Source organism: Pantoea sp. Fr+CA_20 (assembly GCF_024520835.1).
In the GTDB taxonomy this organism is placed as follows: Bacteria; Pseudomonadota; Gammaproteobacteria; order Enterobacterales; family Enterobacteriaceae; genus Pantoea; species Pantoea allii.
This window is the reverse complement of the sequence record NZ_JALNPN010000015.1, coordinates 106,918-119,824: the sequence shown is the minus strand read 5'-3', so window position 1 is coordinate 119,824 and position 12,907 is coordinate 106,918. Positions and strand designations below refer to the sequence as shown.

Sequence of the window (12,907 nt, the reverse complement as noted above, 5' to 3'; positions counted from 1 at the left end):
TTTTACGTCCGGAGACGCTGATATCAATCCTGCGAGTGCCCACACAGATTGTCTGATAAATTGTTAAAGAGCAGTGCCACACTTCTCTGTGGCGCGGGCTGCATATATTACGCTTTCCGCTTTATCAGTCAAGCACTTATTTTTGCTTAACTGACCGGTTCGAATCGTTCTGAACCCTACTTAACCCGGCGCTTCGTATTCCGTTGTGCCGTGTCAGTGGAGGCGCATTATAGGGAGTTCTTTTCGGCTGACAAGGGCTAATTTCAATTAATTTTCCGAGTGCTGTTTTTTTCAGCGAAAAGCCGCTAAAGCGCCAGTTTTTCAAGCAATGGGAAGCCATAACGCTGCAAAACCGGTGATAATTGTACGGCCTCACCATCAAGCTCGGTACAAAACGCCACGTTTTGCTGTGACGAACGGACTTCAGGTGCTTCATTTTCCAGTAACCAGGCCGTACGTCTGGCAATGGCCGCCCCGGAATCAATTAAACGCGTGCCTTCCGGCAGGATGTGCTGCAGCTCATCGCGCAGTAAAGGAAAGTGCGTGCATCCTAATACCACCGTGTCCGGCGGCTCGGCCATGCGTAACCAGGGTTGCACGATGCGCCTGACTTCATCCAGCGACACATCATTACCATGGAGCTTGGCCTCGGCAAGCTCAACCAGTTCGGCTGAACCCAGCATTTCAATCTTGCAGGTGCTGGCAAACTGCGACACCAGTTCATGCGTGTACGAGCGCCGAACCGTCGCGCGGGTTGCAAGCAGCCCCACCACACCATTACGCGTAAGACGTGCTGCAGGTTTAATAGCCGGAACAACACCAACGACCGGGAAGGCAAAGCGTTCACGTAATGCGGGCAAGGTTACGGTGCTGGCGGTATTACAGGCGATAATGACCAGGGAAATGGGATGGCGGCGAGTAATGGCATCAACAATCGCGACCACACGTTCGACAATAAAGGTCTCGGTTTTTTCTCCATAAGGAAAACCGGCATTATCGAACGCATAAAGATAATGCAGGTTCGGCAGTAACTGCCGAACCTCATCATAGACAGAAAGCCCCCCTACGCCGGAGTCAAACACCAGCACAGTAGGACGCAGGTCAGAAGCTGTAGCTTCCGTTGAGGTAATACTCTCTTCCTGGAGTCTGATAGCCATACGCTGTCTCGTAATCTTTATCGAACAGGTTGGCGATTCTACCACGAACGGTCAGATGTGATGTGACCGGATACGATACCGCGAGATCAACTGTGCTGTAACTCGGTAAACGACGTTGCTCGCTTGCGTACTGGCTGGTGTTATTGTCATAACGCTTGCCAAAATACTGGTAAATGACATCAATATCAGCTTCATAAACCGTGATGCCTAACTGATATTTCATCTGTTGGCGAGCACGGCGAGCCAGGACTTCGTCATCGGCATCCCGCCGGGCATCAAGGTAGCCTAAGGTTATTTGATGGTGCAGGAAGCCAGTATCGAAGTCAGCCGTTGCTTCGATACCTTTTAGCGTGACCGCTTTTTGATTGAAATAGCCGCCCTGGAATGTCACCGGATCTGAAGCATAGTCAATCAAGTCCGTGACGCTATTACGATAAGCCGCAACGCGCCAGTTAACCGGTCCGCTTAACCCTTCAAGCGCGGCTTCCCACTGCTTTGACTTCTCTGGCTGAAGATCGGGATTAGCGCTAATGCCAAAATGTTTTTGACCATACAACTGACCCAGAGTGGGTGCCTGGAAGCCTGTACCGTAGGAGAGCGAAGCCTTGTAGCCTGGCACAAATTCCCATCCCGCCGCCGTTTGCCAGGTACCATGACGACCATAATCCTGGTTATCGTCTCCCCGTAAAGCGCCTTCAAGGGTAACCGTGCCCAACTGCTGCTGCGTCGTCAGATAAGCGCCGGTGTTATCTTGCTTATAGCTGTCCGTATCTCTGGGTTGACCAGAAAAAAGCTGCCCGACCGAACTCAACGTTTGACGCTGCCAGTCCAGGCCGGCACTTACGGTGCCATAACCTATCGCGAAAGCGTTCCCCCACTGCAGGTTACGCTGCTCCATATCATCCAGCGTATTAGAATCCGCGTAACGTCCGTCAGCACCGACATAGTTATAAATTTTGTACTTTTGGTCACTGGCCACCAGCTGTGATGAATAATCACCTTTATTGAAGCGCAAGCCGGTATCGAAGGAATGGTTATAAATTTGCTGCTCATCCGTTCCGCCTGGAAAACCGGCATCGTAGTCAGCATTCGCAGCGTATCCATAACCCCGAAAGAAGCCGGAAAACAGGTCATTAAACGTGTGCTCAACACCTGCCCAGAAAGCTTTGTTGCGCCAGCCATCACGATCGCGATCAGTTGGCGATGTCGAATCTGGCTGAATATTATAGCCATTTGTCGCCTGGTAAGACCCTGCGACGGTAAGACGAGTTTGATCGGTCACATTCTGGTTTACGCTTCCGCTGTACTCCTGGTATCCCTTCGAACCCATCCCTGCTGAAAGTTCATTATGATTCTCTGGATTTTGGGTAATGACGTTAACCACACCGCCAATGGCATCCGCACCGTATACTGACGATCGTGGCCCACGAATAAACTCCACGCGCTGGATAATGGAGACCGGAATCTGATTGAAGTCTGCCACCCCTGTAATACCAGGCTTAGCAAAAGGGACGCCATCAACCAGAATCAATGTCTGGCGGGCTTCGGAGCCGCGCACATACATTGAAGCGCTCTGCCCAATACCGCCACTTTGCGCGATATCAACGCCCGGCAGGCGACGAAGGACCTCGACAAGGTTTTTCGCTTGCCACAGTTCAATCTCATCCCGTGTCACCACTGAGGTAGACGCCAGCACCGACGAAACCGGTTGTTGAAAGCGGTTGGCGGTCACGATTTGCGTATCATCACTTCCCTGCGCAACACCGTTTTGCGCCCAGAGGGAAATCGCCGTTGCGCTAAAGGCAAACAGCGAGGCTTTTGTTTTACTCATTTTTATCGCATCCAAAAGAAAAAGGATGCCGCAGGCATACAATCGATAGCACGCGATGACTGTACGAGTGGCGACGTCACACCGGCAGGTCTTCGGGCTAGGAACCATAGCAGGTGATGACTTCCCATCCCGCAGGACAGTGTCTGCAATTGCAATCACCCTGACATTCCTTACCGCTGCGCGTCAGCTCCAGATTCACACTGGATTCCCTATTAACTCAAGGCTGAGGCCGGTGCCAGCAGTCTACGAAGAGCGCATGGGCAAGTCCAGACCTCCACACATCGTATCTTTGTGCCAGCGCACAAGACTGGACATCGGCAGGTGAATGCCTACAATCGCCCGGCAAGTAAGCTCTTAACCAGGATTAAACATGACACCCGAACATCTCCCTGTTGAACAGTATGACGCGCAGCTGGCGGAAAAAGTCAGTCGGTTAGAAACGATGATGACGCCGTACGCTGCGCCCGCCGTGGAGGTGTTTCGTTCACCCGTCAGTCACTACCGCATGCGTGCAGAATTCCGTATCTGGCACGATGGCGATGACCTCTACCACATTATCTTCGATCAGGAGACTAAGCAGCGCATACGCGTCGATCAGTTTCCTGCTGCCAGTGAATTGATCAACCTGGTGATGCCAAAAATGATGGCGGCCATTCGGGATAACCGTCTGCTGCGCCACAAGCTGTTTCAGATCGACTATCTGTCCACGATGAGTGATCAAATCGTGATTTCCCTGCTCTACCATCGCAAGCTGGATGATGAGTGGCAGCAGGCCGCCAGCACATTACGCGATCAATTACGGGCTGAAGGTATAGATGTCCAACTGATTGGCCGCGCGACCAAGACCAAAATCTGTCTCGATCGGGATTATGTGGATGAGCGACTGCCCGTGGCCGGTAAAGAGATGATTTATCGTCAGGTAGAAAACAGCTTTACTCAACCCAACGCCGCCATGAACATTCAAATGCTGGAATGGGCACTGGACGTCACCACGGGTTCTCGTGGGGATTTACTGGAGCTCTACTGTGGGAATGGCAATTTCTCGTTGGCGCTGGCCAGAAATTTTCGTCGCGTCCTGGCAACGGAAATCGCCAAACCTTCTGTGGCTTCAGCACAATATAATATTGCGGCGAACCAGATAGATAACGTCCAGATTATTCGAATGGCGGCCGAAGAGTTTACGCAGGCGATGAACGGGGTGCGCAGCTTCAACCGGCTGGAAGGGATCGACCTGAACAGCTATGACTGCGAGACGATCTTTGTCGATCCGCCGCGCAGTGGGCTGGATGACGAAACCGTTAAGATGGTGCAGGCTTACCCCGCCATCCTCTACATTTCCTGCAATCCGCAAACCCTGTGTGACAATCTGCTGGTGCTGGCGCAAACCCATGATGTGACACGGCTGGCGCTGTTCGACCAGTTCCCGTACACCCATCATATGGAATGCGGCGTGCTGCTGACGCGTAAAGCGTAAAAAAACGGGAACCTGATGGTTCCCGTTTTCGTTATTACCGATTGCGGTTGCGCTTGTAACGCAGGGCAATCCAGAACACCAGCCCGACCATCAGGATGGTCGGGATAAAATTAGAACCGATTTCCGGGTATTCAGCCCTGACCAGCGCGCTATACACCAGAATGCCCAGCAGGAAAAAAGCGGCTGCCAGGCCTGGTACGCCATCCGGCATGCTTTTGTTCAGATAGCGCTGATGCAGGCACCAGGCCGACAGCCCCAGCGCAATCAGTGGGAAAATAGAAAAAGGGACAAAAGCACTAAACAGCACGGAGAACGAGCCGTTCATAGCAAGGCCGGTAATAAAAGCCAGCAACATCGTGCCTTTATCACGGGAGCTTGGGTGGGTCATGTCGGGGTCCTTATTCATAACTCTTCAGGTTTATCCAGGGTTACCGCCAGACGTTCTTGCTCCCGGCGATACCAGTAATAAGCGCCTTTGGCGATCATACGTAACTGCAGTACCAAACGATCTTCCAGCTTACGTCGCTGTTCAATATCGATGTCCACCGCTTCGGCACCCGCGCTGAAAACGATAGTGACCATCGCTTCAGCCTGCGCTTCGGTAAAACTGCGCGGCATGCGATTTTCGACCTCAAGATAATCAGCCAGTTCAGCAATAAAATGTTGAATTTCACGTGCCACGGCCGCGCGAAAGGCAGCAGAGGTTCCGGAACGCTCACGCAGCAGCAGACGAAACGCGTTAGGGTTATTCTCAATGAACTCCATGAACGTCGCGATGGAGGTTTTAATGATGCTGCCGCCTTTGGCGATACGCTGGCGCGCCTGGCGCATCAGCTGGCGCAACATCAGCCCACTTTCGTCGACCATCGTCAGACCCAGCTCATCAACATCTTTAAAATGCCGATAAAAAGAGGTGGGTGCGATACCGGCTTCACGGGCGACCTCACGTAAACTCAGGCTGGCAAAACTGCGTTCGGCGCTGAGCTGGCTGAAAGCGGCTTCGATGAGTGTACGCCGTGTACGTTCTTTTTGTTGCGCTCTGACGCCCATTCTGTCTGCCTTGTGAGGTTCTGAAACAGCACTATAACAAAATATTCAGCGTACAGTCGGGCAAACTTTGTGACGGCTTGTTAAACACCACTGAAAGGCAAAACGTGATGAAAATCGCTGTTAGAATTTAGAAGTGCGCGGCGAGATGTTAGAATCTCGTTGTAAAAATGTATAAATAATAGGACGTATCGGTATGCAAAAGTCTTACGATTACGATGTCATAGTGATTGGCTCAGGACCGGGCGGCGAAGGTGCGGCGATGGGACTGGTCAAGCAAGGCGCACGCATCGCGGTTATCGAACGCTATCACAACATTGGCGGCGGCTGTACTCACTGGGGAACCATTCCCTCAAAAGCCCTCCGTCACGCCGTTAGCCGCATCATCGAATTCAACCAGAATCCCCTTTACAGCGACCATACCCGACTGCTTCGCTCATCCTTTGCCGATATCCTCAATCACACAGAAAGCGTGATCAGCCAGCAAACGGCGATGCGTCAGGGCTTTTATGAGCGCAACCGCTGTGAACTTTTTCAGGGCGATGCCCACTTTGTTGATGCCAATACTGTTGAGGTGGAACATCACGACGGGACACGCGAAAAACTGACCGCCGAGAAGTTTATTATTGCCTGCGGTTCACGCCCTTATCATCCCCATGACGTCGACTTTACGCATCCACGCATTTACGACTCCGATTCGATTCTCAACCTGCATCATGAACCCGGCCACGTCATTATTTATGGCGCTGGCGTGATTGGCTGCGAATATGCGTCAATTTTCCGTGGGCTCAATGTCAAAGTTGATCTGATTAACACCCGTGACCGGTTGCTGGCGTTTCTTGATCAGGAGATGTCCGATTCGCTGTCTTATCACTTCTGGAACAGCGGTGTGGTGATTCGTCACAACGAAGAGTTTGAGAAGATTGAAGGCGTTGATGACGGCGTGATCATGCACCTTAAATCGGGCAAGAAAGTGAAAGCGGACTGCCTGCTTTACGCGAACGGTCGTACCGGTAATACCGACTCACTGTCGCTGGACAATGTCGGTCTGGAAGCGGACGGACGTGGCCTGCTGAAAGTGAACAGCATGTACCAGACAGCACAGCCGCATATCTATGCAGTGGGCGACGTGATTGGTTATCCAAGCCTGGCGTCAGCCGCTTACGATCAGGGCCGTATTGCCGCGCAGGCGATCATGAAAGGTGAAGCCTCGGCGCATCTGATAGAAGACATCCCGACCGGTATTTATACCATTCCGGAAATCAGCTCTGTAGGTAAAACCGAGCAGCAGTTGACCGCGATGAAAGTCCCCTATGAAGTCGGTCGGGCGCAGTTCAAGCATCTGGCGCGTGCGCAAATCGTCGGGATGAATGTGGGCAGCCTGAAGATTCTGTTCCATCGCGACACCAAAGAAATCTTAGGGATTCACTGCTTTGGGGAACGTGCGGCGGAGATCATTCACATCGGCCAGGCGATTATGGAACAAAAAAATGGTGGCAACACAATTGAGTACTTTGTGAATACCACCTTTAACTATCCGACTATGGCCGAAGCCTACCGCGTTGCTGCATTAAACGGCTTAAACCGCCTGTTTTAACGTCGTGTCGAAATAGCCTTGCATGTGCGTTCGGATTGCCTCTGCCAGTTGTTCATAACGACTGCGCAGGGGTGAACCGGGACGGTACACCAGCGCGATAGTACGTTGTGGTACTGGCTTGTAACACGGCAGGTAACAAACACCGTCGCGAATGCGCTGCTGGGGCACGGCTAATGCTGGCAGTAGCGTAATCCCGCTTCCCGCCGCGACCATATTGCGCAATGTTTCCAGACTGGTGGCACGGAAATGCGTATCTTCGTCCGCGCCCGCTTCAAAGCAAAAGCCCATCGCCTGATCGCGCAGGCAGTGACCGTCTTCCAGCATCAGCAGTTTTTCGCCGGCCAGATCGGACATCGGTACGCGGTCACGATCACGCCATGGATGATCCTCATAGACCGCCAGCTTCATCGGCTCATCAAACAGCGGAACTTCAATAAAGGCTTCGCTCTCTTTGACCAGCGCCAGAATCGCGCAATCCAGTTTACCGCTGTCGAGTTGAGCCAGCAGCTGCTGCGTTTGCGCTTCATGCAGATACATTTCCAGCTTTGGAAAGGTCTGATGCAGCATAGGAATGATTTGCGGGAGCAAATAAGGACCGGTCGTGGGGATAAGCCCAATATGCAGTGGCCCTGACATCGCTTCACCTTGCTGACTGGCCATCTCTTTCAGCACTTTGACTTCACGCAGAACGGTACGCGCCTGGTCGACCAGCAACAGGCCAGCCTGAGTAAACAGCACTTTGCGGCTGGTGCGTTCCAGCAGCATGACACCTAATTCGTCTTCTAATTTACGGATCTGTCCGCTCAACGTGGGCTGACTGACATGGCAGGCATCCGCAGCACGTCGGAAATGACGATGTTCAGCAAGCGAAACCAGATATTCAAGATCACGGATATTCATTATTACCCTCCATTCCACGATAGCTCGTGGCGATAGATAGAATAGCAACCAACGATTGGCCCTATCAAGAGCGGATGGGAATAATGCCCGCATCAAATTCAGAATCATGGCCACCCAGGGAAATGTATTTCTGAACGTTGAAGGCAGTGCTTATCCCTGTTTTCAACGCGCGTGAAACCTTCTGCAAAACGCAAAAAGACAGAAAGCCTTATCCGGCTTTCATACAACAGGCAGAGGATAAACGTAACGAATCTGAGCATCGGCCGGGAGCGCCGCTGTTCTGATGATGTGCCTAAAATAAAAGTAGTTTTTGAAGCTAGAGGTTGGCGGGCATTTGATGCCCGCTCTTTTTTTGCCTGCCGTTTACGCTAAACGCGTTTTGGCTTCTGCAATAGCACGGGCAACCTGTTCGGGCGAAACGCCACCCTGCGCATTACGCTTATCCAGACAGGATTTCAGGGCCAGAACAGGATAAACATCGTCTTCAATCGCAGTGCTGAACTGCTTCAACTGCGCCAGCGTCAGTGCTTCCAGTGCTACGCCCTGCTTAATTGCCTCAACGACCGTTTCACCCACAATATGGTGCGCTTCACGGAAAGGCACGCCTTTGGCAACCAGGTAATCAGCCAGTTCGGTTGAGTTGGCATAGCCCTGCTCTGCCGCTTCCTTGCAGCGTGGACGTTTTACCTGCAGGCCATCAAGGACCAGTACCGACATATGCAGGCAGTCCAGCCAGGTATCAAGCGCATCAAAGAGCCCTTCTTTGTCTTCCTGCATGTCTTTGTTGTAGGCAAGCGGCAGACCTTTCAGCGTCATCATCATGCCGGTTAATGCGCCCTGAACACGACCACACTTGCCGCGGATCAGCTCCAGCGCATCGGGATTTTTCTTCTGTGGCATCAGGGATGAACCTGAGGTGACTTTATCCGCGAGTTCGATAAAGCCAGCTTCGCCCGTGTTGAAGAAAATCATGTCTTCCGCAAAGCGCGACAGATGTACCATACCGATTGACGCATCAGAGAGCAGCTCCAGAACATGGTCGCGATCGGACACCGTATCCAGGCTGTTACGCGTGGCAGAGGCAAAGCCTAACCAGCCAGCTAACTGCTCACGGTCAATATCATAAGCGGTTCCGGCCAGCGCGCCACAACCCAGCGGACTGACGTCAAGACGCTTTAGCGTATCCTGCAAACGGCTTTCATCGCGCGCCAGCATTTCAACATAGGCGAGGCACCAGTGAGCAAAGGTCACCGGCTGCGCACGCTGCAGATGCGTATAGCCCGGCATCACCGCATCCTGGTTCACTTCCGCGGTGGCCACCAGCGCCTGCTGCAGTTCACGCGTAGCGCCCAATAACGCGGCAACCTGCTCTTTACACCACAGTTTCAGGTCAGTCGCCACCTGGTCATTACGACTCCGACCGGTATGCAGTTTTTTGCCTAACGCGCCGACTTTATCGATCAACTGGCCTTCAACCCAGCTGTGAATATCTTCGGCATCGCTTTGCAGAATTTGCTCAGGATTAGCACGTACCTCTTCCAGTAACGCGTTGAGCGCCGCTTCCAACTGCTGCTGCTCATCACGGGTCAGTACGTTGACGGTCACCAGCGCTTTGGACCAGGCCACAGAGCCAATGATGTCCTGCTCAGCCAGGCGATAATCAAAGCGCAGCGAGTCGTTGAACTGTTTGAAACGTTGATCTGCTGCCTGGGTAAAGCGTCCACCCCAAAGTGCCATGTGAATCTCCTTCAAGTCGTTAAACCAGGGGCGGCATAATAGCCGCCCCTGATGTCATACCGAGAGGCGAGGCGATCCTCGCCTGCTTATTACTTCTTCTGCTCGTTCAGTGCGCGGATGCGTGAAGAGAGCGAGAACAGACGGATAAAGCCGCCTGCATGACGATGATCGTACACTTCATCTTCGCCGAAGGTCGCGAACTCTTCAGAATACAGGCTGTTGGCTGAACGTTTCTGGGTCGCGGTAGCCTGGCCTTTGTAGAGTTGCAGTACCACTTCGCCGTTCACCTCTTCTGCCAACGACTCTGCCGCCGCCTGAATAGACTTACGCAGCGGTGCAAACCAGCGACCATCGTAAACCACATACGACATTTCATGGCCCAACTGCTCACGCCATTTAAAGCTGTCACGATCCAGAACCAGCTGTTCAACTGCACGCAGCGCGTTAACCATAATGGTGCCGCCCGGGGTTTCGTAACAGCCGCGTGATTTAATGCCTACCAGACGGTTCTCAACGATATCGATACGACCCACACCGTGTTTAGCGCCCAACACGTTCAGTTTTTCCAGGCACTGGAACGGACTCAGTTTCTCGCCGTTCACTGCGACTACGCGGCCTTTTTCAACGGTCACGGTCACGTCTTCTGGCTGATCGGGGGCTTCCAGTGGATCAACGGTCCAGACCCAGCAATCTTTGTTTGGTGCATTAGACGGGCTTTCCAGCACGCCACCTTCGGTAGAAATATGCCAGGCGTTTTCATCACGGCTGTAGATTTTTTCCAGCGAGGCGGTGGTAGGGATATTGCGTTCTTTCAGATAATCCAGCAGCGCTTCACGTGAACGCAGGTTCCACTCACGCCATGGCGCAACGACTTTCAGCTGAGGGGCCAGTGCGGTATAGGTGGTTTCAAAACGGACCTGGTCATTGCCTTTACCGGTCGCACCGTGGCACAGGGCGTCCGCACCCACTTTCAGCGCCAGCTCAACCTGCGCTTTAGCGATGATAGGACGCGCCATTGAAGTGCCCAGCAGGTAAGTTCCTTCATACAGCGCACCGGTCTGCAGCACCGGATAAACGTACTCGCTGATAAACTCTTCACGCAGATCAACAACGTGACATTCTGATGCACCCGACTGCAGCGCTTTCTTCTCAACGCCTTCCAGATCGCTGCGTTCCTGACCGATATCAGCCACAAACGCGACCACTTCACAGCCGCCATAGTTTTCTTTCAGCCATGGAATAATGGCGGAAGTATCCAGACCACCAGAGTAAGCCAGAACGATTTTTTTGATGTTTTGCGTTTGCATTTCGTAATCCTTGAATCTGAGTCGTTAAGCGAGAATCCGGGTGCCAATGGACACACCGTTGAAAAGGTCAGGCAGTTGCTCGGCATGACGCCAACTGGCGATATCGACCGGGCGGCCCAGTGTGCGCGCAGCATCCAGCGCGGCGTTCACTTTCACAATCATGCCATCGGTAATGATGCCCTGCGCAATCAACTGCTCTGCTTTGTCAGCGGTCATTTCTTCAATGCGCTGGCCTTTACCGTCAAGAATGCCACTGACATCCGATAACAAGACTAAATCAGCACCCAGCGTAGATGCCAGCGCCGTTGCGGCCTGATCGGCATTGACGTTCATTAACTGGCCGTCATCGGTGATGCCGATTGAGCTGACCACAGGCATATATCCCGCAGCCAGCAGCGTGTTGACCAACGCAGGATTACCCGGTGTGGCATGACCGACATGGCCCAGCGCTTCATCCAGCTGCGTCACATTCACCAGGCCCGCATCACCCAGGCAAAGGCCAACCGCATGAATGCCATATTTTTTTGCCCATGCCAGCAGGGTTTTGTTTGCCGTACCCGCCAGCGCACCGGTAATGATGTCAATCTGGTCGGCAGGCGTCACGCGTAAGCCGTTCTTTTTTTGCACTGGCAGCGCCAGTTTTTTCATCAGTTCATCAACCAGGCAGCCGCCGCCGTGAACGACGATCAGTGGGCGCTGATGCGCTGAGCGATAGGCCAGCAACGCGTCAAATAAACGGGCCAGCGCTTCTTCGCTGTCTAACAGCACGCCGCCCAGCTTGATAATCAATGGATTGGTCATGGTTTACTCGTCCGTTAAATCAGTGACTGCGTTTCAGGGAAACCGAAACGAATATTAAGGCACTGCACCGCCTGGGAAGCCGCCCCTTTGAGCAGGTTATCTTCTGCAGCCACGACAATCAGATGTTCGCCCTGAACGGCAAAACCGATATCGCAGTACGGCAGTCCGACCACTGCCTTCAGTGCCGGCACGCCCTGTTCGTAAACGCGTACCAGCGGCTTATCGTGGTAGGCATTGTGAAAAGCTTCAGCCACATCATCACGGCTTACACCAGCCTTCAAACGGCAGGTGACCGTCGCCAGAATCCCACGCGGGAAACTGCCCAAATGCGGCGTAAAAATCACCGGTGTGCCCAGGTGCGCCACAATTTCAGGATAATGACGATGATTAAAAATACCGTAAGGTTGCAGGCTGACTTCGCAGAAGCTGGTGCCGATGTTGGCTTTACGTCCCGCACCACTCACGCCGCTGGTGGCGTTAATCACCGGCCACTGCGCGTCATTCAGCAAACCCGCATCTAACACGGGCTTCAGCGCCAGCTGGGAGGCGGTTGGGTAGCAGCCCGGCACGGCCACCAGCTGGGCTTCTTTGATTTTTTCCTGCTGAAACTCTGCAAGGCCGTAAACGGCTTTATCCAGCCAGTCACCATGCTGGTGAGTGAAGCCATAAAACTGCGTGTAAAAGTCGCCATCGTTGACGCGAAACGCGCCTGACAGATCGAACACCACACAGCCAGCTTTGAGAAATTCAGGGGCCAGATCGTGACTGACTTCGTGGGCGGTCGCCAGAAACACCACATCCACTTTGTCTGCCCATTCGGCGGCATTGCTCAACGGCTGCAGTGGCAAATCCACCACGCCTTTCAGCTGTGGATGAAGATCAGACAGGCGCTTACCCGCATCGGGACTTTGCGCAGACACCGCCAAAGCGGTTATGTTGATATGTGGATGGCGATTAAGGAAGGTGGCAAGCTCTACGCCAGCATAACCACTGGCACCAACGATCAGCGTATTCAACATCAGGCTGTATACCTTTATTACAGTCACACGTTCCGGG

11 protein-coding genes and 1 riboswitch are annotated in these 12,907 nt (G+C 53.0%); of the genes, 2 read left to right on the top strand and 9 right to left on the bottom strand.

The annotated features are described in order from the left end of the window. Positions 1–305 precede the first annotated feature (305 nt). Both murI and btuB read right to left on the bottom strand, forming a co-directional pair. A complete protein-coding gene (gene murI, locus NR177_RS17150) occupies positions 306–1,157 on the bottom strand; it encodes a glutamate racemase (RefSeq protein WP_063877655.1) in 852 nt (283 codons plus the stop codon). Beyond that, the gene (gene btuB, locus NR177_RS17145; RefSeq protein WP_172896839.1) at positions 1,102–2,988 is read right to left on the bottom strand and encodes a TonB-dependent vitamin B12 receptor BtuB; all 1,887 of its coding nucleotides are present in this window, start codon (positions 2,986–2,988) and stop codon (positions 1,102–1,104) included. Before btuB ends, murI begins: the two co-directional genes overlap by 56 nt. A 65-nt stretch (positions 2,989–3,053) precedes the next feature. After that, positions 3,054–3,237: riboswitch (cobalamin riboswitch) on the bottom strand. Positions 3,238–3,358: 121 nt separating this feature from the next. Here btuB and trmA point away from each other — a divergent pair. After that, positions 3,359–4,462 (top strand): tRNA (uridine(54)-C5)-methyltransferase TrmA, encoded by a 1,104-nt coding sequence (gene trmA / locus NR177_RS17140; RefSeq protein ID WP_096011087.1) that lies wholly within the window; start codon positions 3,359–3,361, stop codon positions 4,460–4,462. 34 nt (positions 4,463–4,496) lie between these two features. On the opposite strand, the gene NR177_RS17135 is transcribed toward trmA, so the two are convergent. Both NR177_RS17135 and fabR read right to left on the bottom strand, forming a co-directional pair. Further along, positions 4,497–4,850: a YijD family membrane protein gene (locus NR177_RS17135; protein WP_063877658.1), complete on the bottom strand. Its 354-nt coding sequence runs from the start codon at positions 4,848–4,850 to the stop codon at positions 4,497–4,499. A gap of 14 nt (positions 4,851–4,864) precedes the next feature. Continuing rightward, positions 4,865–5,512 (bottom strand): HTH-type transcriptional repressor FabR, encoded by a 648-nt coding sequence (gene fabR, locus NR177_RS17130; RefSeq protein WP_063877659.1) that lies wholly within the window; start codon positions 5,510–5,512, stop codon positions 4,865–4,867. A 193-nt stretch (positions 5,513–5,705) separates the two neighbouring features. Here fabR and sthA point away from each other — a divergent pair, with 193 nt between their 5' ends. Then, entirely contained in the window at positions 5,706–7,106 is a 1,401-nt protein-coding gene (gene sthA / locus NR177_RS17125) for a Si-specific NAD(P)(+) transhydrogenase (RefSeq protein ID WP_096011088.1), read from the top strand. On the opposite strand, the gene oxyR is transcribed toward sthA, so the two are convergent. From oxyR to argC, 5 genes are all read right to left on the bottom strand, one after another. Next, positions 7,089–8,006: a DNA-binding transcriptional regulator OxyR gene (gene oxyR, locus NR177_RS17120; protein WP_063877661.1), complete on the bottom strand. Its 918-nt coding sequence runs from the start codon at positions 8,004–8,006 to the stop codon at positions 7,089–7,091. The two genes, sthA and oxyR, sit on opposite strands and share 18 nt — an antisense overlap. A 363-nt stretch (positions 8,007–8,369) precedes the next feature. Further along, positions 8,370–9,743, bottom strand: coding sequence for an argininosuccinate lyase (gene argH, locus NR177_RS17115; RefSeq protein ID WP_063877662.1), 1,374 nt, complete (start codon positions 9,741–9,743; stop codon positions 8,370–8,372). Positions 9,744–9,832: 89 nt separating this feature from the next. Then, positions 9,833–11,050: an argininosuccinate synthase gene (locus NR177_RS17110; RefSeq protein ID WP_063877663.1), complete on the bottom strand. Its 1,218-nt coding sequence runs from the start codon at positions 11,048–11,050 to the stop codon at positions 9,833–9,835. A 24-nt stretch (positions 11,051–11,074) separates the two neighbouring features. Beyond that, positions 11,075–11,851 carry an acetylglutamate kinase gene (gene argB / locus NR177_RS17105; protein WP_063877664.1) on the bottom strand — a complete coding sequence of 259 codons (777 nt, stop codon included), beginning with the start codon at positions 11,849–11,851 and terminating at the stop codon, positions 11,075–11,077. A gap of 14 nt (positions 11,852–11,865) precedes the next feature. After that, on the bottom strand, positions 11,866–12,870 hold the full coding sequence (gene argC / locus NR177_RS17100; RefSeq protein WP_063877665.1) for an N-acetyl-gamma-glutamyl-phosphate reductase: 1,005 nt from the start codon (positions 12,868–12,870) through the stop codon (positions 11,866–11,868). Positions 12,871–12,907 lie beyond the last annotated feature (37 nt).

What these genes read in the sequence shown, in the direction of transcription:
- murI (WP_063877655.1), bottom strand. Translation starts at nt 1,157, where the DNA reads ATGGCTATCAGACTCCAGGAAGAGAGTATTACCTCAACGGAAGCTACA.
- btuB (WP_172896839.1), bottom strand. Translation starts at nt 2,988, where the DNA reads ATGAGTAAAACAAAAGCCTCGCTGTTTGCCTTTAGCGCAACGGCGATT.
- trmA (WP_096011087.1), top strand. Translation starts at nt 3,359, where the DNA reads ATGACACCCGAACATCTCCCTGTTGAACAGTATGACGCGCAGCTGGCG.
- NR177_RS17135 (WP_063877658.1), bottom strand. Translation starts at nt 4,850, where the DNA reads ATGACCCACCCAAGCTCCCGTGATAAAGGCACGATGTTGCTGGCTTTT.
- fabR (WP_063877659.1), bottom strand. Translation starts at nt 5,512, where the DNA reads ATGGGCGTCAGAGCGCAACAAAAAGAACGTACACGGCGTACACTCATC.
- sthA (WP_096011088.1), top strand. Translation starts at nt 5,706, where the DNA reads ATGCAAAAGTCTTACGATTACGATGTCATAGTGATTGGCTCAGGACCG.
- oxyR (WP_063877661.1), bottom strand. Translation starts at nt 8,006, where the DNA reads ATGAATATCCGTGATCTTGAATATCTGGTTTCGCTTGCTGAACATCGT.
- argH (WP_063877662.1), bottom strand. Translation starts at nt 9,743, where the DNA reads ATGGCACTTTGGGGTGGACGCTTTACCCAGGCAGCAGATCAACGTTTC.
- NR177_RS17110 (WP_063877663.1), bottom strand. Translation starts at nt 11,050, where the DNA reads ATGCAAACGCAAAACATCAAAAAAATCGTTCTGGCTTACTCTGGTGGT.
- argB (WP_063877664.1), bottom strand. Translation starts at nt 11,851, where the DNA reads ATGACCAATCCATTGATTATCAAGCTGGGCGGCGTGCTGTTAGACAGC.
- argC (WP_063877665.1), bottom strand. Translation starts at nt 12,870, where the DNA reads ATGTTGAATACGCTGATCGTTGGTGCCAGTGGTTATGCTGGCGTAGAG.